Here is a 22279-nt window from a genome sequence, read left to right as displayed (position 1 = left end):
GGGCAATAAGCCAGCCCCTGAACTCGGCCTTTTTGCGTCCTTTCCGGGATGAAGGGCAAGCGGGCGCGGCGGCTTCAAGCGCGGGTCGTCCTTCCCTTGCCGGTGCCGTTTTTTGAACATATTCAAAAATTGAATCGGCGGCAAAATGCCGCTCCCGCAAGGTTTGACGGCTGCCGGTTCTCAAGCTTTTCAATAAATGCGCATGGCTTGAAAACTGTTCGTTTACGGCCGTCCGCGCCGGCGATTAAAGTGGTGGCAAGGGACGGACGCGTCCTTGGCGGACATCCCATCCGGATGAGATGAACATCTTCGAATTCTTTTATGAGGGGGCAAAATGATGCGATTTGGCATGCGAAAAAAAGTAATCGGTTTCACGTCGGTTCTCTTGGCAACGTCCGTCGTCATGACGGCCTGCAGCGGTTCGGGGGGAGGCGGCAATGCCGAGGATGGTGCATCGACCGATCCTGCGGGCAGCGGCAAGAAGGTAAAGCTGACGGCCATCATGACGAAACATCCGTTGACGAAGCCGCTGGCGGAGATGGAGTGGCTGCAGAAGGTCGAAGACAAGGCCGGCGTCGAGATCGAATGGCAGGAAATTACGGCCGATTGGGGCCAGAAAAAAGGAACGATGCTGGCCAGCGGCGACGTGCCGGATTTGTTCGTCGGGCCGAACGTGATCACGGACGCCGATTTTGCCCAGTTCCAGGGATTGTTCCAGGACTTGTCCGGCATGCTGGATCAGGCGCCCAACGTTCAAAAAATGTTCGAGGAGAAACCGGACACGAAACGGATCGCAACGCAACCGGACGGCAAAATTTACGGTCTGCCGAAATACCAGCGGTTCTGGCCAAGCTCCGCGTCGCGCCTTTACATCAATCAGAAGTGGCTCGACAATCTCGGGTTGAAAGTCCCGAACACATGGGATGAGCTGTACGACGTGCTCGTCGCCTTCAAGGAGAAGGACGCCAACGGCAACGGCGATCCGAACGACGAAATCCCGATGGACTGGCCGGGCGGCATCGGCGGGTATTTTAACGCGGCCTATTTACTCGGCGGCACCGGCATGACGTTGACCGACGGCAGCCCGGAAGGATATTTCGTCGAAGACGGACAGGTGAAAAACTACCTGATCGACGAACGCTACAAATCGCTGGTCATGTTCCTGAACAAGCTTTACAAGGCAGGCCTCATCAATCCGGAAGTGTTTACGCACGATTATACGAAATACCAATCGGTCGCCCGCGGCGAGGGGGAGACGGCGAAGGTCGGCTTTACGCTTGGTTGGGTCGCGTCTGACCGGTTCGGCGAAAAGCTGGCGCCGCAATATACGTCGATGACGCCGCCCAAGGCGACGCCGGACAGCGGAATCTCGTGGAGCTACGACTACAACTCCTTGAACTACGGCAACAACCATATCGTCATGTCGGCCACGTCGAAACACAAGGAAGCGGCCATGCGCTTCATCAACGAATTGTATGCGCCGGAGGTCGGGATGCAGGTGCTCTTCGGGTCGATCGGTCCGAATATCAAGGATAACGGGGACGGCTCTTACGCCGTGCTGCCGCCGGCCGATCCGAACATGGACCCCGGCACGTGGAAATGGACGTCGACCATGGCGGACCACGGCGCTTTTTATATTCCCGACTCGCTCAAGCTGACGCTGGGCAAGGACATGCAGGAGGTCATCGGACAGTCCAAGCCGATTGAAGCGATCCAAATCGACGTCGACAACGACGTATTGCCAGGCATGTTCATGAAATATTCGACCGCGGACAACAGCACGATGGCGCTGAACAATACGAACGTTATGAATTTGGCGAATACGAGCTTTGCGAAATGGGTGACGAAAGGCGGCGTCGAAGCCGAGTGGGATGCCTACGTGAAGGAAACCGAGAAGGCCGGACTGAAGCAAAACCTGGAGATTATGCAGAAGTACTACGACGAGTACAAGCAAAATAAATAACGTTCGACCGGGGAATGCCGCCGTGCGAGGTGCGGCGGTCCCCGCAAGAAGAAAGGGGATGCTCCGATGCGCAACCGGGGAGGACTGCAGACGCTCAAACGCGATTATCAGCTGTGGATCATGATTTTGCCCGCCATCGCCGTCATTTTTATTTTCAACTACATTCCGATGTACGGCATTCAGCTGGCGTTTCGCGATTACGATTTTTCGAAAGGGCTTACCGGCGGCGAATGGCGGGGGCTGCACTACTTCAAGCAGTTTATCGACAGCTATCTGTTCGTGGATTTGATGCGGAATACGTTTTTGATCAGCCTGGCGACGATCGTGATCGGGTTTCCCGCCCCGATTATCCTGGCGCTCACGTTGAACCAAATCCGGCGCAAGCGGATGAAAAACGTGATGCAGACGGTCGTTTACCTGCCTCATTTTATTTCGATCATCGTTCTGGTCGGCATGATGAACGTGCTGCTGTCGCCGGAAACCGGCGTCGTCGGCCATATGATGAAGGCGATGGGGCTTGGACATATCAACCTGATCGCCTCGACGAATACGTTTATCCCTGTGTACGTGTTGTCCGATATCTGGCAGCATTGCGGCTGGAACAGCATCATCTATTTGGCGGCTTTGTCCACCGTCGATCCGCAGCTGTACGACTCGGCCAAAATGGACGGCGCCAGCCGGTGGCAGATGATCCGTTACGTGGATTTGCCGGCGCTGGTCCCGACGATCGTCATCTTGTTCATTCTCAGCATGGGCAGCATTTTGGGCACCGGGTTCGAGAAGACGTTTTTGATGCAAAATTCGCTCAACCTGCCCGTTTCCGAAGTGATTTCCACCTACGTGTACAAAATCGGGATCATTTCCAACCAGTTCAGCTACGCTTCGGCCATCGGCCTGTTTAATACCGTCATTAATTTTATCTTTTTGTTCGGCGTCAACGCCATTTCGAAAAAAGTGTCCAATACGAGCTTGTACTAATGACACGGATTCGCCTAAAAGGGAGGAATATCCATGATGGCGCTTAAAAGCATGGACGGCAAGGAGCTTCTTTTCAGGATGGCCCTCTTCGTGGTATGCGCGCTTATTTTTCTGGTCATCGCTTATCCGCTTTATTTCATCGTGATTGCGTCGTTCAGCGATTCCACGCTGGTGGCGACCGGCAAAGTGCTGCTGTTTCCGAAAGGGCTAAGCTTGTTCGGGTACAAGGAAATTTTTCAGGACAGCCGCATCTGGACCGGATACCGAAACACCGTTTTTTACACGCTGTTCGGCACGCTCGTCAATATGGCGTTTACGATGCCGGCCGCTTACGTCTTGTCGCGGAGGGAATTCAAGGCAAGGCGGGTGATCATGTTTTTGTTCGTCGTGACGATGTTTTTTAACGGCGGGCTGATCCCGACCTATTTGCTCATGAAGGATCTGCATATCACGAATACGATTTGGGTGTTCATTGTGCCGTTTTGCGTCAACGTTTTTTATTTGATCATCGCCAGGACGTTTTTTGAAAGCTCGCTGCCGCCGGAGCTGTACGAAGCCGCGATGATGGACGGCTGCTCGCATTTCAAATATTTCTTCAAGGTGGCGCTGCCGCTCTCGAAAGCGATGATTTCCGTCATTGCGCTGTATTATTTGGTCGGGCATTGGAACGATTTTTTTACCGCGCTCGTCTACATCCGGGACAACAACCTGCAGCCGCTGCAAATCGTCCTGAGGGACATTTTGCTGTCCAACCAGGCGTTCCAAAACGGGGCGGGCACGGGCGGGGCCGCCGGCGGTTATGCGCAGCGTTACGCGGACCAGATCAAATACGGCGTCATTATCGTGTCGTCGCTGCCGATCCTCGTGTTATACCCGTTCCTGCAAAAATATTTCGAAAAAGGCGTCATGATCGGTTCGGTCAAAGGGTAAGGCGAAAAAAAAGTTGCCCGTTCTCCGTTTGTGTTCACGGAGGGGCAACTTTTTTTCGTTACATGTGTTTGCCGGAGGTATGCATCGATAGCGGCATGTGCTGCTTACGTTCCGACAGGTAAACGGCCAGGGCGATCACAAACGCGAACCCGACCATGACCGCGCCGACCCAAGGCAAGGCAGTCAATCCCATATGATTGATGACCAATCCGCCGCAAAAAGCGCCAAACGCGTTGCCCAGATTGCCCGCCGAGTGGTTGGAGGTGGAGGCTAACGCCGGGGCCTCCTGCGCCAGGTTCATGATTTTGACCTGAATGCCCGGCATGACGGCAAACGCGGCGGCTCCCCACAGGAAAATGGTGATGACGGCGCCGACCGGACTGTGGACCGTAAACGTGAAGATGGTCAGCAGCACGCACAGGCTGAAGAAAATTCCGAATACCGCCGGCATCAGCTTCCAGTCCGCCAGCTTTCCGCCGACGATGTTCCCGACGGTCACGCCGATGCCGAACAGGACGAGAATCCAGGTCACGCTGCGCTCATGATACCCGGTAACCTGCTCCAGCAAAGGGGCGATGTACGTGAACACCGCAAACAGGCTGGAGTTGCCGACCGCGCAGGCCAGCAGCATGACGAGCAGCTTCGGCTGGGCGAGGGCTTTGAACTGCTTGGTCAGGCTGGCTGCCTGATCCTGGCGAATGCGCGGGATAAAAGCGACGATGCCGATCAGCGCGACCACGCCCATCAGCGCAATGGCGGCAAACGAAGCCCGCCATCCCAAATGCTGGCCGATAAAGGTTCCGACAGGTACCCCGATAATGTTCGCGATGGTGAGTCCCGCCATCATGATCGAGACGGCGCCGGCCCGTTTATGCGGTTTAACGAGATTGGCCGCAATGACGGCACCGACCCCGAAAAACGTGCCGTGGCAAAGCGCGCTGATCATCCGTGCTCCCATAAGCACGCCATAATTCGGGGCGATGACCGCGATGCCGTTGCCAAGGATAAATACCAGCATCAGCAGGCACAGCAGCAGCTTTTGCGGCAGCCGGTGGGTAAGGATCGTCATAATCGGCGCCCCGATGGCGACGCCGAGGGCATAGCTGGTGATCAGCTGTCCGGCGGTGGAGATGCTGACGTTCAAATCTTCGGCAACGTTCGGCAGGATGCCCATGATGACGAACTCGGTCATGCCGATCGCGAAGGCGCCCACCGTCAGGGACAGGATCGAAACCGGAAACGGCTCTTTCGTTTTTTCGGGTTTCGTTTTGGATGGATTCATGCTGTATAAACAACCTTTCTGTAGGATTCTATCCATGAAAATACTAACTGTAATTATTCTATTTTTCATGAAAATTTTCAAGAACTAGTTTGTGTAAAAAGGATTGACAGCTTTAGGCAAACCTTTTAAAGTTCAATTAATAACACCACTGGAGAAATTAATTAAGGTAAGGAGCAGTCCGTCCATGCAAAAGCATGACCAGGATTTTATCAAAAGAAAAAACAGGACGACCGTATTCGAAATCATCAAAAACCATTCGCCCTTGTCGCGGGCGGAGATCGCCCGATTGACGGGCATGAGCCCGACAACGGTCAGCCGGATCGTCGCCGAACTGGACCACCTCGATTTCATGCACGAAATCGAGCAGGAGACGACGAGCGTCGGCCGCAAAGCGATTTTGCTGAAGGTCAATCCGAAGTCGGTGTTATCGGTCGGCGTGGAAATCGACAAAACGGCCATCCGGATCGGCGCCGTCGATTTGGACGGGAGCGTGATCGGGGGCAAAAGCATCGCCAGAAACGCAGAGGAGAGCTCCGAAGCGACGCTGGGCAGCATTGCGGCAGGGATCAACGCCTTGATCGACGATGAGCGTCTGGACCGCCGGAGAATCGTCGGCATCGGCGTAGGGCTGCCGGGGATCATCGATCATGCCGGAGGAAAGGCCGTGCTGTCGGCCCAGCTGGGCTGGAAGCAGGCCGATATCGCCGGGCTGCTGAAGGAGCGCACCGGACTTGCGGCGGCGGTGGACAACGAACTGAAGGTCAAGTCGCTCGCGGAGCATATGTATGGGGCGGCCAAAGGATCGAAGCGGTCGGTGTTGATCGGTTTCGGCAGCGGCGTCGGTTCCTCGCTGATCATCGACGGGGACATTTACCGGGGCGAGTCCAACAGCGCGGGAGAGGTCGGCCATACCGTCGTCGACCCGGGCGGCCTGCGATGCGATTGCGGCAAAAAAGGATGTTTGCAGACTTATATCGCCGAAGCCGCGCTCATCGAACAGGCGTCCCGAGTCAAGCCGGTCGCATCCTTGGATGAGCTGTTTCAGGCAAGGCGGGACGGAGAGAGGTGGGCCGCGGACATTGTGGACCGGGCGATGGCTTTTATCGCGGTCACGATCGGCAACGTCGCCTGCATGTACAATCCGGATACGGTCATCCTCACCGGCAAGCTTGTCGAGCGTTATCCGGAAGTCAGGGCGTTCATCGCCGAAAAATGCATGAGCGAATACGTATGGGAGCCGCTGCGCGGCACGTTCCGCATCGCCTATTCCGCTTTCGAACAGGACGGCGTCATCATCGGATCGGGCCTGCTTGCGCAAGGCCGTTTCCTGGACATCGCCAGCCAAATCGAGCAGATGGAGCAAAACTAGGAACAATCCAATCCAAAAACGGAGGAACCAACATGTACTTCAAACCATTAGTGGAAGAATACCGCGCCGGCGTGCTCGAAAACGTTCATCTGGGCGTCTTGTGCGGCGTCAATGACAAAGGGGAGGTCGTTCACGAGATCGGCAGCGCCGAGCACGTCACTTACTTGCGCTCCGCGGCGAAGCCGTTCCAGGCCATTCCCGTCATGAAACGGAACATCGCGGAAAAATACGGCCTGACCGCCGCCGAGGCGGCGATGTTCGCCGCGTCCCACCGGGGCGAAGCTTATCATATCGAAGCTTTGGAGTCGATCATGCGCAAAATCGGATTGGCCGAGGAACAACTGCTGACCTGCCCTACGTATCCGCTGAACGACGAGCCGAAGTTCGCCTGCATGCGCGAGGGAAAGGCGCCAAGAAGGATCTACCACAATTGCTCCGGCAAACATTTCGGCATCATTGCCGCGGCGCGGGAGTCGGGATACGACACCGAAACGTACTGGCAGCCGTCCCATCCGATTCAGCAGGAAATTTTGCAGACGCTCGCGGATATGGCGGAATACCCGGCCGATCGGATCGAGGTCGGCGTCGACGGCTGCGGGTTCCCGATTTTTGCGCTGCCGCTGAAGCATATCGCCAAAGCGTATCTTAAGCTGGCCTGCCCGGACCTGATCCCGGATGCAGCCACCCGCGAGGCCGTTAAACGGATGACGGCGTATATGCACGATGCGCCGGACAGCATCGCCAGCCACAATTTCATCTGTTCCGAGCTGCTGCGCGATCCGAATATCGTCGCCAAAGGCGGAGCCAAGGGCGTCTACTGTTTTTCGCTGATCCGGGAACGCATGGCCTTTGCGCTGAAAGTCATCGACGGTTCGGAAACGCCGTGGCCGATCATCGTCGCATCCATTTTGGAGCAAATCGGCTACGGCAACCGGGAGACGATCGACAGATTGTACGCGGTGGTGCCGAAAGAAATCAAAAACGACAATCACGTCCTCGTCGGCGAGCGGAAAGCTTCTTTTGCATTCTAAAATCGATCGGTCACGGGTCGGTAAGAAGGGGTTGAAAATCATGGATTGGTATCAGGAAGCGTCCGGCCGGAAAGCGGCGATCCTGCACGATTTGCAAGGGCTGCTGGCGATTCCGAGCGTCTACGACGCCGAAACGGCGGCTCCCGGGCAGCCGATGGGCAGGGGAATCGGGGAGGCGCTCCGGTTTATGCTGGACCTGTGCGCTGCCGAGGGCTTCCGCGTGAGGAACCTGGACGGATATGTCGGCTACGCCGAATATGGCCCGGAGGATGCCGAGCATTACATCGCGGTGTTGAGCCATCTCGACGTCGTGCCCGTGTCCGGCGAATGGACGACGCCTCCTTTCGAGCCCGACGTGCGCGACTGCAAAATTTTTGCGCGCGGGGCGATCGACGATAAAGGGCCGGCGATGGCTTCTTTTTATGCGCTAAAAATCGTCAAGGATCTCGGCTTGCCGCTCAGGAACCGGATCCGTCTCATTTTCGGCACGGACGAGGAAAAAACGCACCGATGCATGGAGAAATACAAGGAGCTGGAGCCGATGCCCGCATTCGGTTTTACGCCGGACGCCGATTTTCCGATCGTCAGCGCCGAAAAAGGGCAGATCAATACCCGATTCCTGTTCCCGCAGGAGCCGGAAACGCCGGATGCGAAGGGGGAGTACGAGCTGCTTTCGTTCCGGTCCGGCGTCGTCGCCAACATGGTTCCGGAAGCGGCCGAGGCGGTCGTTGCGGGTGAAGAGGGAGCCCTCCAAGCCTTGGGGCAGGCGTATCGGGCATATTGCAACGATCACGGGTATAAAGGCGGAGTCGAAACCGGGGAGCAGGCCATCAGGCTGCATATGGCGGGAAAAGCCGCGCATGGGATGGAGCCCGAGTTAGGGATGAATGCGGGGCTTGCGCTGATTCATTTCCTGAAAAACTATTCATGGGGCGAAAGCGCAGGACATTACCTGCATACCGTCGATACGCTTTTATTCGACGATGTGCACGGGCGCGCCCTGGGCATTGCGATGGAGGATGAACTCAGCGGGAAACTGACCGTCAACAGCGGCATTTTGCAGTTTGATCCGAGGGGAGAAACGTTTTTTCATATCAATTTGCGTTTTCCGGTCTGCGGCAGCTATGAGGAGATTTTGAAGCGCATATCGGTGAAGCTGGAGGAGCACCGCCTGGCCATGGAGCCCCCAAGCTTGAAAAAGCCGCACCATGTGCCGGGGGACCATCCGATGATCCAGGCCATGCAGGCGGTTTACGAGGCCGAAACCGGCCAGCGGGCGAACCTGCTGTCGACGGGCGGCGGCACCTATGCGGCCCATTTCCCGATGGGCGTCGCGTTCGGTCCGCTGTTTCCGGGGATGGAATCCACGGCCCATCAGCCGAACGAATACATGGAGATCGAGCTGCTGCTGCGATGCACGGCGATATACGCGCGCACCTTAAACGAACTTGGAAACTTGGAGATTTAAACAGGCTGCTAAGCACAAATCTTTTTGCAAAGGGATGCATGGATAATGGAGATCAATACGGGGACACATGCCCAAGCGGAAGTCATGATCGAACTAGTATTCAGCGATGGCGAATACGCCCCTTCGCTTCCGCTTTCGGCCAAAATGAAGGAGCGCGGCGGGCAGACCTGGTTTTACGGGCGCCATGCCGGAGAGCAGGATATCTTAGTCATTGGCCTCGGAGCCCGGGAGCGTTTCAGCATGGAAATATTGCGCGAGGCTGCGGGTAACGCGGGCCGGGCGATGCAGGACATCGGCAGGACGACGGCGGAGCTGAACCCGGACGGTTTCATGGACCTGTTCGGCTCCGAAGCGTGGCCGACGGAAGCGATCACGGCCTGGACGGAAGGCTGGCAGCTCGGAACGTATACGTTCAACAAATACAAAGGGAGTGCCAAACCGAAGCCGATCCAACGGGTTCGGATAAGCCCGGAAAGCAGACCGGAGGACGGACCGGCGGCGGAGCTTGGACGCATGCGCGCCGAATCGACCGCGCTTGCCCGCGATTTGTGCAACGAAGCGGCAAGCGATTTGAACCCTTCCGCTTTCGTGGCCCGGATCCGGCAGGTTTTTGCCGGCCGGAACGTCAAGCTTACCGTCTATCAAGGGGAGGAGCTGAAGCAGCGGCAGATGAACGGGCTTTTGGCCGTGGGCGCCGGCAGCAAGCATCCGCCCGCGATGGTGGAAATCAGCTACGAAGGGGATCCGCATGCGGAACATCTGGCCCTCGTCGGCAAAGGCATCACGTTCGACATGGGCGGCATGAACCTGAAGGATGCCCGCGATTTAAGCGACGCCCGCTTTGACATGGGCGGCGCGGCCGCGGTGATCGGCGCGATGGATCTGCTGACGCGCCTTGAGGTAAAGGCCCGCATCACGGCCATCGTTCCGATCGCCGACAACGTGCCGGACGGAGGCGCGTTCCTGCCGTCCGACGTCATCCGATACCCGAATGGCCTGTCCGTGCAGGTCGTCAATACGGACGCCGAAGGCAGGCTGATTTTGGCCGACGGGATTCTTCATGCCCTCCGCTGCGGCGCCCGGCATATCATCGACGTGGCGACGCTGACGGGAGCGGTCGGCCACGCGCTGGGCCTGAAAGTTGCCGGCGTATGGGGGGACGACGAATACACCGGTCAGCTGATGCGTATCGGCGACCGCAACGGGGACCGGATCTGGCGGCTGCCGCTGGTGGACGAAGACGAAGAGCTTCTCGGCAGCCCTTATGCCGATATGGCCAATCTGGCGTCAAGTCCGTACGGCGGCGCGAATATGGCGGCGTTGTTCCTGCGCCGTTTCGTGGACGGGAAAGCGCGTTGGTGCCATATCGACATGGCGAACACCGTTCAAGTTCCCAGCTCGCGCGGATACAAAGTGACGGGAGCGACGGGCTACGGCGTAAGGCTGCTTGCCGATTTCGTGTGCGAGAGGGCCGCGGCGGGAACGGCGAAGGAGGGACTTCCCGATGAAGCTTGAGGTCATTGCCACGACTTTGACGGATGCGCTCCTTGCGGCACAAGGCGGGGCCGACCGGATCGAACTCGTTACCGGCATTTTGGAAGGCGGGTTAACCCCGGGACCGGGGTTGATCCGGGAAGTCGTGCGCCGGGTGAGCATTCCGGTTCATGTCATGGTCCGCCCCCACAGCCAGTCGTTCGTGTACGACGAATATGATCTCCAAACGATGAAGGAAGACATTGCTTTCATCAAGGCAAGCGGCGCGGCCGGCATCGTGGTCGGCACCCTGACCGGGGACGGAAAGGTGGACACGGCAGCGCTGGAATATCTCCTTCAGGACGCCGAAGGCTTAAACGTGACGTTTCATCGCGCTTTTGACGAGATCGAGGATCAGCTGTCCGCGTTTCAGGTGATTGCCGGTTATCCGCAAATCAACCGCATTTTGACGTCCGGCGGCCCGCTGCCGGCGCCGAAGTCCGCGCCGCAAATCAAGCGGCTCGTCGAGGCGTCCCGCGGAACGGGAACCGCGATTCTCGCCGGATACGGGCTTTCCGTGCCGGTGCTGCAGGAGTTCATCGAGGCAACGGACGTTCCGGAGGTCCATTTCGGATCGGCCCTGCGCAGGGACGGAGATCACCTGAAGCCCGTGGAGCCGTCACGGGTACAAGCGGCGCAGGCTATCCTGCGCGGGTTCGAATAGGGGCAAAAGAGGGGATGCGCCGCCGGCCAGACCCGGCCGCACTGCAGCGCGTATGGCGAATCATAAGGAATTCCACGAAGGATGCAGCAAGACCGCATGGCGGCTTGCGCATCCTTTTTTTGCCGCCCGCCATCTTAGATCCCCTCAACCCGGGGTCACTTTTTATCCTCATGAAGTGCACATTCGTATGATGTAAGCGCTATTTTAAAGATCAACCGGCACCCATTTGAAGCGGGAAACTGACTCTGCCGGCCCATCCGCCTTGTATCATTAGAATCAATCCTACAGGAAAGCGAGGAAAGCTAATGAATAAAAAGGGGAAGTCGGCGCTGGTGCTGCTGGCCGCCGTGATGCTTTTGCTGTCGGCCTGCACGTCGGGCAAGAAGGAAACGGCAGAGGAAAGCGGGGCCCCCGGCAAACCGCCCGAAGCGAAAACGGAAACGGCAATCGATCCGTTCCGGCTGCCGGAGCTCGTCGAGGTGAGCACGATCAAAGCGGTGTCGCCGAACGAAAGAATCCCGCAGGGGGACACGATCGAAGACAATATGTACACCCGCCATTTCACCGAAAAAACGAACGTGAAGTTCAAGTATATGTGGTACGCCTCGGGCGACGATTACACGCAAAAACTGAAGCTGGCGGTGGCCAGCAACGATCTGCCCGATGCGATGGTCGTGGACGAACGGACGTTTCTGGAATTGGCTGACGCCGATCAGCTTGAGGATTTGACCGACGTATTCCAAACTTATGCGTCCGATCAGGTCAAGCAAATCTATGAGCTGAACGACGGCTTGTCCCTCGACAAAGCGACGATTGACGGCAAGCTGCTGGCCATACCGAACATCGTGCCGAAGGGAGATTCCTTCCAGGAGATCTGGGTGCGGAAAGACTGGCTCGACAAGCTGGGCCTGCAGCCTCCGAAGACGGTGGACGACGTGGAAAAGATCGCCGAGGCGTTTATTACCCGCGATCCGGACGGCAACGGCAAAAACGACACGATCGGGCTGCCCGGCAACAACGGGGTCGTCACGACCGATTACGGCTGGAACTATGATTTCAAGGCGCTGTTTAATGCTTTTGGCGCTTATCCAAGCATTTGGCTGAAGGACGGCTCGGGCAACGTCGTATACGGCTCCACCACGCCGGAAGCCAAGAAGGCGCTCGGCAAGCTGGCGGAATGGTACAAAAAGGGGCTGATCGACAAGGACTTCGCGCTCCGCAAAAATCCCGACGAGCTGGTGGTCGGCGGGAAAAGCGGCATCTTTTTCGGGCCGTGGTACATGCCGTTCGGCACCTTGACAAACGCCATGATGTCCGATCCGAAGGCCGATTGGAGAGCCTACGCGATCGCCGACGGCCATGGGCAGTACAATGCGACCGTCGTGCCTCCGAGCAGCAGCTTCCTCGTGGTGAAAAAAGGCTTCAAGCACCCGGAAGCGGTCATGACGTATTTCAACTACAATACCCGTTTCCTGCAAACGCCGACGCCCGACGATAAAAAGCTGGACCAAACCTATGTCAGCCTGCGCCCGATCGATTTGAACATCGGCGATCCCGACGCGGTGCTGAAAAAACATGAAATGATCAAAGGCGCGATCGAAGGCAAGCTGACGCCGGACCAGCTGTCTCCGGAGATGCAGGGCCATCTGGAGCGCTGGAACAAATATAAAGCCGACCCGAAAGCGAATATCGGCGAATGGGGCCCTCCTTATGCGTATTTGGTCGGCGGGCAGCCGATGGCGGACGTAAAGTTCAACGAGGTGTATTCGCTGTATACGGCCACGACGAAAACGATGGAGAAACGCTGGAGCAACCTGCAGAAGCTGGAAAACGAAACCTATTTCAAAATCGTCCTCGGCGAGCTGCCGCTCGATGCATTTGATTCATTCGTGGCCGATTGGAAGGCGCAGGGCGGAGAGCAGATCATGAAAGAAGTTCAAGAGGCCGTTCAGAAATGACGGGAAAAGCCGAGCAAACCCGCCTTCCGGTTCGGCCGCAAACGGAGCTTTCCGAGACAAGGCCGGGCAAGAAGAGCAAAAAACCGTTCCAGGCGCATTACCACTTGATGCTCATGCCCGGCATCATCCTGCTCCTTATTTTCTCCATCATCCCGATGTTCGGCCTGCTGATGGCTTTTCAGGATTACAAAATCAGCAAGGGGATTTTCGGATCCCCGTGGGTCGGGCTCGAAAACGTTACCTATTTTTTCGAATTGAGCGACAGCAAGGTCATTATCCGGAATACGCTGTTTCTCGCCATATCCAAAATCGTCGCCAACCTGATCGTGCCGCTTGTGTTTGCCGTCCTGCTGAACGAAGTCCGGCAGCGTGCGTTTAAACGGACGGTGCAGACGATCGTTTACCTGCCGCATTTTTTGTCCTGGGTCATTTTGGCGGGAATTTTCTCGGAGCTGCTCCTGACCGACGGGATCGTCAACCGGATGCTGGAGGTTTTCGGAATCGGCCCGATCCAATTTTTGGGGGACAACCGCGTGTTCCCGTACATTCTGATCGGCAGCGACGTGTGGAAGGAATTCGGGTTCAACACGATCATTTATTTGGCCGCGCTGGCAGGCATCGATCCCCACCTGTACGAGGCGGCATCCATCGACGGCGCCGGTTGGCGGAAGCAAACCCGCCTGATCACGCTGCCGCTGCTTCGGGCGACGATCATTTTGCTGGCGACGCTGGCCATCGGCAATATTTTGAACGCCGGCTTCGACCAGATTTTCAACATGTATTCCCCGATCGTCTATGAATCCTCCGACGTGATCGACACCTACGTGTACCGGGCGGGCATTCTGGACGGCCAATACGGGTTCGCGACGGCCATCGGGCTGATGAAATCGGTCATCGCGTTCGTCCTGATCATTTTTTCCTACTCGCTCGCGTACAAGTATGCGAATTACCGGATTTTCTAACCGGGAAGGAGGTGAAGCTCATGGTACGCAGCCAAACGATATCGGCCAAAATTTGGTACGCCCTGTTAATCGTCGTCATGGTGCTGATCGCTTTGACGTCCATTGCGCCCATCGTCCATACGGTAGCGGTGTCCTTCAGCCATAAGGCTTACGCCGCAGCAGGAGCCGTATCGTTTTGGCCGAAAGGCTTCAATCTGTACGCGTATAAGCAGATCGTGGCCGATTCGAAATTTCTCCATTCCTTTATGGTGTCGGTTGAACGGGTGCTGCTGGGCGGGGCGATCAACTTTTTGATGACGGTGCTTATGGCCTATCCGCTGTCCCGGACCAGCGAGCAGTTTGGCGGCCGCAACGCCTACATGTGGTTCCTGATATTTACGATGCTGTTCAGCGGCGGCGTCATCCCCCTTTACATTTTGGTGAAAAGCCTCGGGCTCTTCGATTCGATCTGGGCCTTGGTACTGCCGTCCGCGGTGCCGGTATTCAACGTGATTTTGCTCATGAATTTTTTCCGCGGCATTCCGAAGGAGCTGAACGAAGCCGGAAGCATGGACGGGGCGGGTCCTTGGTACATGCTGTTTCGGGTGTACATCCCTTTGTCGCTGCCTTCGATTGCGACCGTTACCTTGTTCAGCATCGTCGGACATTGGAATTCGTTTTTCGACGGCATGATCTTTATGCGAAGCGTGGAGCATTATCCGCTCCAGACTTACATCCAGCAGCTGGTCGTTCAAATGAGCATCAGCACGATGGCCTCGGACCCGAACAAATACGAGCTGATGAGGCAGCTGTCGGACCAGACGCTGAACGCGGCCAAAATCGTCGTGGCCGTCGTTCCGGTGCTCGTCGTGTACCCGTTTCTGCAAAAATATTTCATCCAGGGCATTTTGCTCGGGTCGGTGAAGGAGTAGGGCGAAGCAGCTTTGACCTGCTTTGCCGAATATTATGGTGGCGTCATGTCATAACAGGCGAGAAATGATTTGCAATCAAATCATGGAGGCGATGATGTACCGTGCGAAAAAAAATACCGTCGTTGATGCTTGCCCTTCTTCTGCTGCTGTCCGCGGCACCCGTTTCGGAGGCGGCCCCACCGGGTCTTGACGTATGGGTCGTCAATGCGCTCAAAACCGTATACCGCACCAGCACGCTGCCGCAACATCCGGAAACGGGCATCCGCATCGTGTCGGCCAAAAACGAATACGAAAACGCCCAGATCGCCGTCCGCGGGGCGTCCGATTTTAAAATCACGAAAGTTGAATTTTCAAACCTCGTATCCGGCGGACGCAAGTCCATCGCAAGCAGCAACCTGAAGTACCATTTTGCCGAATACGGGCTGCCGGACACGGTTCAGCCGAACATCTTTTTTCCCGAACGGGTAGGCGATCCGATCTATCCCCTGTCGGACATCCCGGACCCGTTGTCGAACGAAAAGTCGATGAAGGTAGCCGCCGACTCGACGCAGCCGATATGGATCACGACCTACGTGCCTTCATCGACCGAGCCCGGCGTTTACGAAGGCAGCGTGACGGTCAAAACGAATCGCGGAGATTACCGCATCCCGCTGCAGGTGGAGGTCGCCGACGTAGAAATTCCGCAAACCTCGGATACCCGGTTCATTAATTACATCTGGGCGATGACCAACGGCTTTACATGGGACGGCATGCAGTTCGGCGACGCCTCGTCGGACGCGTACGACGTCGGAAAGTACTATTACGGCGTGGAGACCTACAGCGACAAATGGTTTAAGCTGATGGACAATTTCGCGCAGGTGATGACGGATTACCGGCAGAACATGATCTGGGTCCGGACGGATTTGTTCTTGAAGGAAACGGGAACGAATCTTTCCGAATTTCTAAGCGGCGTGCCGGACGATCTCGATTGGTCGCTGTTTGACAGGTACATGCAAATTTTCATCGACAAAGGGATGCGAAACTTCGCGAACGCCCATCTGATCCACATCCTGAACTATATGCCGGCGGACGAAAAGCCCGATCCTTCCTGGAACGAAAAGCTGCCGGACGCGCTGCCGCAGACCGACGCTTTTTTGAACAACTATCTCACCGCCTTGCATGACCATTTGCAGGAAAAAGGCTGGACGAGCGAAAACGGCTTTACCTGGTACCAGCACATCCGGGATGAGCCGATCGACGATAATGCAACCCATTACTGGACGTACGTCGCGAAAAAAGTGAAAGCCATCGTCCCGGACTTTAAAACGATGGATGCCGATCCGCACGGGATTCTATTAAATGATAAAACGAAACCTTACGTCGACGTATGGGTGCCCCTGACGCCCGCGTTCCAGGAAAAAGAGGCTCAGTACAAAGCTGAGCAAGCGTCCGGCAGCGATTTGTGGGTGTATACCTGCGAGGTCAACCAGCCGCCTTGGCTGAACCGCTTCTGGACGCAGCCGACGCTGACGGGCAGACTGCTGTATTGGAACCTGTTCCAGCATGGCGTGGAGGGGCATCTGCACTGGGCTTGGAACGCGTGGTACGTCGGCAGCTGGTACGGGGATTCGACCATCGTTTATCCGGACAAGAAAAACATGACGGTCAAAAGCTCCATCCGTTATGAGGCGCAGAGGGACGGCCTCGAAGAATACGAGCTGCTGCGCAAAATTCAAAACAAACGCCCGGAGCTGGCGCAGCAAATCGTCGACAGCGCGATTAGCCCGGCGGATGCAAGGAAGTATACGCTCTCGCCGGAATACGTCAAGGCGCTCCATGACTACATGGTCCGGGCAGCGGCGGGCGAACAGGTTGGAGACGTACCGGCCCCGGGCAGCCCGTACGACGGACAGCAGCTGCCGCTGACGTACATGGCCGACAACGCAAGCGGGGATTTGAACTATTCGGGCACCTGGTATGACAAAAGCCGGCAGTACGCCCACCAAGGCGGCGTGCGGGTAACCGAAACGGCAAACGATGCGGTGGAATACGCGTTTGAAGGCCAAGGGATCGATGTCGTCGTCGAGAAAAACGAAGCTTCCGGCAAAATGGCGATTTCGATCGACGGTGCGGAGCCGGTCATCGCGGACGCATACGAAAAGGTGCAGCATGATTATTTCACGATTTATGCCAAACGCGATCTGACGCCGGGCAGGCATAAGATCAAGGTCGTCAACATGGAAAACAAGGGCCTGTATTTGGACGCCTTCCGCGTGTACATGGCGGAAGGACAACAAGCGTACGACGCCTCTCTCAGCAATATCGCGATCGGTCAGCTGCCGTCGTTTCGCTTCGACGCCACCGTCAGAGAATATCATCTCCCGCTGCCTGACGGGGTGGGGGCCGTGACGGTCCGGCCAACGCAAACGGACGAAAACGGCACGATGTCGGTGAACGGCCGGACCGTTGCCCGCGGCGAAGCGGCGACTGCCGTCGTTCCGGAAGGCATAAGCCGCATGACGATCGTATCCACGGCATCCGACGGCCGAACCACGCAGGAATACACGCTCCATTTTATCAAAGGTGCCTTAAACGAACCCGGCAGCAACAAGGCCAGAAGCAGCGCGCAGGTGACCGCGACCGCAACGCGGACCGGCGATCAAGGCGTGACCTACGGCCCGCTCAAGATGGCCGACGGCGATTACGGCACGATGTTTGCGAGCCCCCAAGGGTATAACGACACCCACCCGTTCCCGCATGACATCGTCATGACCTGGGATCAGCCGCAATCGTTTAACGCGATCGTCATGGCAACCACCTCGGGCCTGCTGCAGGGCATCACCGATATCGACGTGCAGGTATCCACGGACGGCGTGAACTTCGATACCGTCGCCCGGCATGTTCCGATCCAATGGAGGAGCGATAAAGACGACAACGTGATGGAAAAGACGTTTGCGGCGATTCCGGCCGTTTCGGAGGTCAAAAAGCTGCGGATTCAAATCAACGATGCCGACTACCGAACATGGAACATGTACGCGCTTTATGAGCTGGAGCTGTACCAGCTTCCGGATCGCGGCGAGCTGGATGTGCAGGTGACGGGGCGGTAAATGGAAGGATTATCGGCGTCACTTCCTTTTGAATCGGCGGGCGGGATCGGCCGATTTTCATGAAGCTTTATACCCGGGCAGAAGGGTATCTCAAGGCCGGTTCCGGTCTGGAGGTACCCTTTTTCCGGAGCGGAAAGTCCGCTTTCGTCCACGGATGGTCCACATTCGTCTCCCGTTGGCCGCCGTTTCGGCACAAAATGCAACAAGCAAGAAGCAAAATTGTGACTTTGCAGGATTTTCGCCGGGATATAATGAAGGAAACGGCGCGGTTTCAAGCGAAAATCGTCCCTGTTTTGCCTTGCCGCCTGCTGCCAGGGTACCTATAATCAAATTCATATCACTTTTTGTAAGCGGATACAAAAATATGTTCAAAAACGGGTTCGGGAGGATGGCATGGAGAAACGAAAACGGCCCCTGTATCATCGGTTCAAGCATCGGTTCAAGCTGCCCTATTCGCTCAAAAACCGGCTGCTCATCATTTTGTCGCTGACGTCCCTGCTCCCGCTCGCCATCCTTGGCAGCATTACCTATTATTCGATGTTGTCTTTGCTTGAAAACAAAACCCAGGCAAGCGTGATCAGCCATTTGCATGAGGTGCGAATGTCGCTCGACAACACCTTTTCCCAAATGAACCACGTCTCCCAGCAGCTGGCGTTCGAGGGGAAGGTAGGCCAGGACGTCGAAAGGTATTTGCAGGCGAATGCTTACGGCAAAAAGGCGCTGCAGGATGAAATCAAACGGGAGCTAGGCGTCATCGGCTTCACGAATCCGAACCTTGGCATGATCTTTTATTTTTCGGCCGAAACGAACGAGCGGTTTTTCGAAAATTACATGGCGGATCCGTCGTTTTCGCTGAACAAGCTGCCGCTTTTGCTTCAGGCCAACCGGATCACGTATTACGGTCCCCACAAGTCCTTTAATCCGCTTGACGGACATCTCGTGTTTTCGGCGGTCCGCAAGGTGGATTTGAAGGAAAGGGACGATATTTACGTCTATATCGAAACGAATTACAAATGGGTGGAGGCGCTGATCCGGAATCAGGAGAAATCCCAGGGGTACGAGCATTTAATCGTGGACGCCAAAGGACGGATTGCCTTTACGGAAGCGGAAGATGCGTTTCCGGAAGGGGGGCTTTTCCCGGACATTCGGCAAGAGAAAACGCCGGTGAACGGATATTACGCTTTTTCGGAACCAAGCAACCAAGGCTGGCGGGTCGTAACGGTCATCTCCAAGTCCTCGTATGAGCATGAAGTGAACAAATGGATCGGCAAATTTACGGGCACCGTCGTCGCGGCCATTTTTATCAGCGTTTTGTTTTCCCTGGTTACCTGGCGCATGATTTACGATCCGCTGCGGGGGTTGGTCCGCGAAATTCGGGACGTGAAGCATCAAAGGCCGGCCAAACCGGCGAGCCGCCCCGGCAATTTGGAGTTCGACATGATCCATGAGCAGCTGAACCATATGCGCGCCCGCATTTCGGGTCTGATCGAAGATATCGAACGGAGCGAACGGGAAAAGTCCGCGCTTGAGCTGGAGAAGCTGATGAACCGGATCAATCCGCATTTCATCCATAATACGCTCGATACGATCCGCTGGATCGCCAGAGGCGAAGGGCATGCGGAGATCGACCGGCTGGTGTCCACGCTGAACAAGCTGCTGTACTACAATTTGGGCAAAAACGGCGAACCGACCGTCCGGGCCGAGCTGGAGGCCATCCGGAGCTACATTTCCCTGCAGGAAGTCCGGTACAACGTGCGCATCGACGTTCATATCGACGTGGAGGCGGAGGTTCTGGATTTGCCCATACCGCGTTTTATTTTGCAGCCGCTCGTGGAAAATGCCCTGTACCACGGCCTCGACGGGGACGGCGTCATCGAAGTGGAAATTCGCGAAGCGGAAACGGGACGACTGCTCGAAATTGCCGTCAAAGACAACGGCAGGGGCATGGATGAAGAGACGATCCGCAGTTTCATCGAAGGCCGCCCGGAAGCGGGGAAGGTGGGGATGGGCATCGGGCTGCAGTACGTGGTGCGCATGCTGAAAAGCCATTACGGCGGCGGGGCCCTTTTTTCCATCGAAAGCACTCCCGGCGTTTCGACGACGGTCATGCTGACGATACCGATTAAAGATAAAGGAGATGCTGCCGATGACAAGCGTGCTGGTTGTGGATGACGACCATTTGGTGAGAAAAGGTTTTATCGGAATTATGCCATGGCAAAAATACGGGTTTACGGTCGCGGGAGAAGCGGGTAACGGCGAAAAGGCGCTGGAGCTGCTGGAAAACACGAAAGTGGATCTCCTGATCACGGATTTGGCGATGCCCGTCATGTCGGGGCTAGAACTGATGAGGGAAGTCAAAGAAAAATATCCCGGGACGTTCATGGTGGTGCTTACGTTTCATCATGATTTTGCTTTGATCCAGGAAGCGCTTCGGCTTGGGGCGGTGGATTACATCACGAAAATCGAATTGGAGCAGGAGCAGCTGGACGGCATCCTGAGCCGGATCGCGGGTCGGATCCGCGAGGCCAAGGGCAACAACGCGGCGGACCCCGAACCGTTCCGGGCCGCTAACGCGGATGCGGAAGCCGGGTTCTCCTACTCGGCGGAGGTGCAAGAATGCATACGCAATGCCGTAGGTTTTATCCGCGAGCATTACCAAACCGAACTACTGCTGCCCGACGTCGCCCAGCGGGTCAACATGAGCCGCAGTTATTTCAGCCGCTGCTTCAAAGACATCGTCGGCACGACGTTTCACGACTACGTGCGCGAGCTGCGGATCGAACATGCCAAAAAGCTGCTGCGGCAGACGAACAAACCGGTCCAGTGGATTTCCGTCCAGTCGGGTTATCCGAACGAGAAATATTTTTTCAAGGTATTCCGCGAAATGACGGGGTATCTGCCGGGGGAGTTCCGGAAAAAATCGCGGCAGTAGAGGGGAAGCTTCCGGTGATATCATTTCATTTCGTAAATATTGCAAAAATCAATCAAATATATGATTGTAAATTTCATTATAGTGAAATATAATGTCAGCATAAAGACTTATCATTACATTTTGAAGACTGGGGTGTTCGTATTGGCAGAACAGTTTGGCGTACTGACGTATCCGGAAATCGGAGGGCAAAGCGAGGCGCTTGCCGCCGCCTGGGAGCAGCTTGAACGGCAGCAGGATTGGGTTGACAACTATTTTAAAAGCGACAAATTCGACGAGGTCGTTTTTATCGGATCGGGAACCTCTTATTATCTTGCATTAACTGCGGCCAGCACCTTCCGCAAATGGACGGGCAAAAGCGCCAGCGCCCATCCGTCCTCGGAAATTTACCTGTTCCGGGAGCAGGCGGTCGCCGCGAAAAAGGAAGTGCTGCTTGTCGGCATCTCCCGTTCGGGCGAATCCTCCGAAGTGATTTTGGCGCTGGATTCGGTCAAAGGACTGGCCGGCTGGACGACCTGCGGCATAACCTGCCACGAAGAGAGCACGATGGCGAAAAACGTGCCGTGCCTGTTGTCCCCGCTCGGCAACGAAAAAAGCACCGTCATGACCAAATCGTTCAGCAGCATGACCTTTATGCTCCAGGCGGCGATGGCGAAGGCGGCGGGCAGCGAAGCCCATCTCTCCGAGTTGAGGGAAGTGATGGAGCTGAGCAAGTCCGTCGTCGAAAAAGGCGATGCGGCAGCCAAAGCGCTGATCGACGGCCATCCGGAGCTGAACAAGTTCATCTATCTCGGCATGGGCGCATACAACGGCCTGGCCCACGAAGCCTGCCTGAAATTGAAGGAAATGTCCTGCGTATGGACGGAAAGTTTTGGTACAATGGAATTCCGGCATGGTCCGAAATCGGTGGTGGAGCCGGGCACGATGGTATGCCTGTTCCTGTCCGAAACGGCCAGAGCCTATGAAATCAAAGTTGCGCAGGAAATGAAAGAATACGGCGCGCACGTCGTTCTCGTGACGGCCGAAGCCGGCGAAGATACTGCTTTTGCGGACCTGGTCTTTGCCACGGGCGGCCGGCAGCTCAGCGATGAGGCGAGAGCGGCGCTGAATATGCCGCTGGTTCAATATATCGGTTACTACACCGCGCTGCGGGAGGGAAGAAACCCGGACAGCCCGCGGAATTTGACCCAAGTGGTTAAAATCTGACATATAAAG

The 22279-nt window shown here is 56.3% G+C and carries 16 protein-coding genes; 15 read left to right on the top strand and 1 reads right to left on the bottom strand.

The genetic code is table 11. From position 1 onward, the window contains the following. Positions 1–349: 349 nt before the first annotated feature. From KI367_RS14475 to KI367_RS14465, 3 genes are all read left to right on the top strand, one after another. On the top strand, positions 350–1963 hold the full coding sequence (locus KI367_RS14475) for an ABC transporter substrate-binding protein (protein WP_212950493.1): 1614 nt from the start codon (positions 350–352) through the stop codon (positions 1961–1963). A gap of 66 nt (positions 1964–2029) precedes the next feature. Further along, positions 2030–2941, top strand: coding sequence for an ABC transporter permease (locus tag KI367_RS14470; RefSeq protein WP_036711825.1), 912 nt, complete (start codon positions 2030–2032; stop codon positions 2939–2941). Positions 2942–2977: 36 nt separating this feature from the next. Next, on the top strand, positions 2978–3871 hold the full coding sequence (locus KI367_RS14465) for a carbohydrate ABC transporter permease (protein ID WP_212950542.1): 894 nt from the start codon (positions 2978–2980) through the stop codon (positions 3869–3871). A 58-nt stretch (positions 3872–3929) separates the two neighbouring features. On the opposite strand, the gene KI367_RS14460 is transcribed toward KI367_RS14465, so the two are convergent. After that, positions 3930–5153, bottom strand: coding sequence for an MFS transporter (locus tag KI367_RS14460; protein WP_212950491.1), 1224 nt, complete (start codon positions 5151–5153; stop codon positions 3930–3932). Between the two features lie 184 nt (positions 5154–5337). Here KI367_RS14460 and KI367_RS14455 point away from each other — a divergent pair, with 184 nt between their 5' ends. From KI367_RS14455 to KI367_RS14400, 12 genes are all read left to right on the top strand, one after another. Beyond that, on the top strand, positions 5338–6522 hold the full coding sequence (locus tag KI367_RS14455; protein ID WP_212950489.1) for an ROK family transcriptional regulator: 1185 nt from the start codon (positions 5338–5340) through the stop codon (positions 6520–6522). Between the two features lie 32 nt (positions 6523–6554). Continuing rightward, positions 6555–7553 carry an asparaginase gene (locus KI367_RS14450; protein ID WP_212950488.1) on the top strand — a complete coding sequence of 333 codons (999 nt, stop codon included), beginning with the start codon at positions 6555–6557 and terminating at the stop codon, positions 7551–7553. A gap of 40 nt (positions 7554–7593) precedes the next feature. Continuing rightward, positions 7594–9021, top strand: a complete 1428-nt coding sequence (pepV, locus tag KI367_RS14445) for a dipeptidase PepV (RefSeq protein ID WP_212950486.1) — start codon at positions 7594–7596, stop codon at positions 9019–9021. Between the two features lie 45 nt (positions 9022–9066). Then, on the top strand, positions 9067–10536 hold the full coding sequence (locus tag KI367_RS14440) for a M17 family metallopeptidase (RefSeq protein WP_212950484.1): 1470 nt from the start codon (positions 9067–9069) through the stop codon (positions 10534–10536). Then, entirely contained in the window at positions 10526–11218 is a 693-nt protein-coding gene (locus tag KI367_RS14435; protein WP_212950482.1) for a copper homeostasis protein CutC, read from the top strand. Before KI367_RS14440 ends, KI367_RS14435 begins: the two co-directional genes overlap by 11 nt. A 305-nt stretch (positions 11219–11523) precedes the next feature. Next, positions 11524–13176: an extracellular solute-binding protein gene (locus KI367_RS14430; protein ID WP_212950481.1), complete on the top strand. Its 1653-nt coding sequence runs from the start codon at positions 11524–11526 to the stop codon at positions 13174–13176. Then, a complete protein-coding gene (locus KI367_RS14425; protein ID WP_212950479.1) occupies positions 13173–14138 on the top strand; it encodes an ABC transporter permease in 966 nt (321 codons plus the stop codon). The genes KI367_RS14430 and KI367_RS14425 overlap by 4 nt, the downstream gene beginning before the upstream one ends. Positions 14139–14158: 20 nt before the next feature. After that, entirely contained in the window at positions 14159–15049 is an 891-nt protein-coding gene (locus tag KI367_RS14420; protein WP_036711832.1) for a carbohydrate ABC transporter permease, read from the top strand. Positions 15050–15150: 101 nt separating this feature from the next. Further along, on the top strand, positions 15151–18135 hold the full coding sequence (locus KI367_RS14415) for a glycoside hydrolase domain-containing protein (protein ID WP_212950478.1): 2985 nt from the start codon (positions 15151–15153) through the stop codon (positions 18133–18135). A gap of 393 nt (positions 18136–18528) precedes the next feature. Next, positions 18529–20307, top strand: coding sequence for a cache domain-containing sensor histidine kinase (locus tag KI367_RS14410; RefSeq protein WP_212950476.1), 1779 nt, complete (start codon positions 18529–18531; stop codon positions 20305–20307). After that, on the top strand, positions 20282–21067 hold the full coding sequence (locus KI367_RS14405) for a response regulator transcription factor (protein ID WP_036711841.1): 786 nt from the start codon (positions 20282–20284) through the stop codon (positions 21065–21067). The genes KI367_RS14410 and KI367_RS14405 overlap by 26 nt, the downstream gene beginning before the upstream one ends. Before the next feature lie 141 nt (positions 21068–21208). Continuing rightward, a complete protein-coding gene (locus tag KI367_RS14400; protein WP_246536928.1) occupies positions 21209–22270 on the top strand; it encodes an SIS domain-containing protein in 1062 nt (353 codons plus the stop codon). The last annotated feature ends 9 nt before the right edge of the window (positions 22271–22279 follow it).

Origin of the sequence: Paenibacillus cookii, assembly GCF_018333375.1 — a bacterium.
GTDB classification, from domain to species: Bacteria; Bacillota; Bacilli; order Paenibacillales; family Paenibacillaceae; genus Paenibacillus_AQ; species Paenibacillus_AQ cookii.
This window is presented reverse-complemented; position numbering and strand designations above follow the sequence as displayed.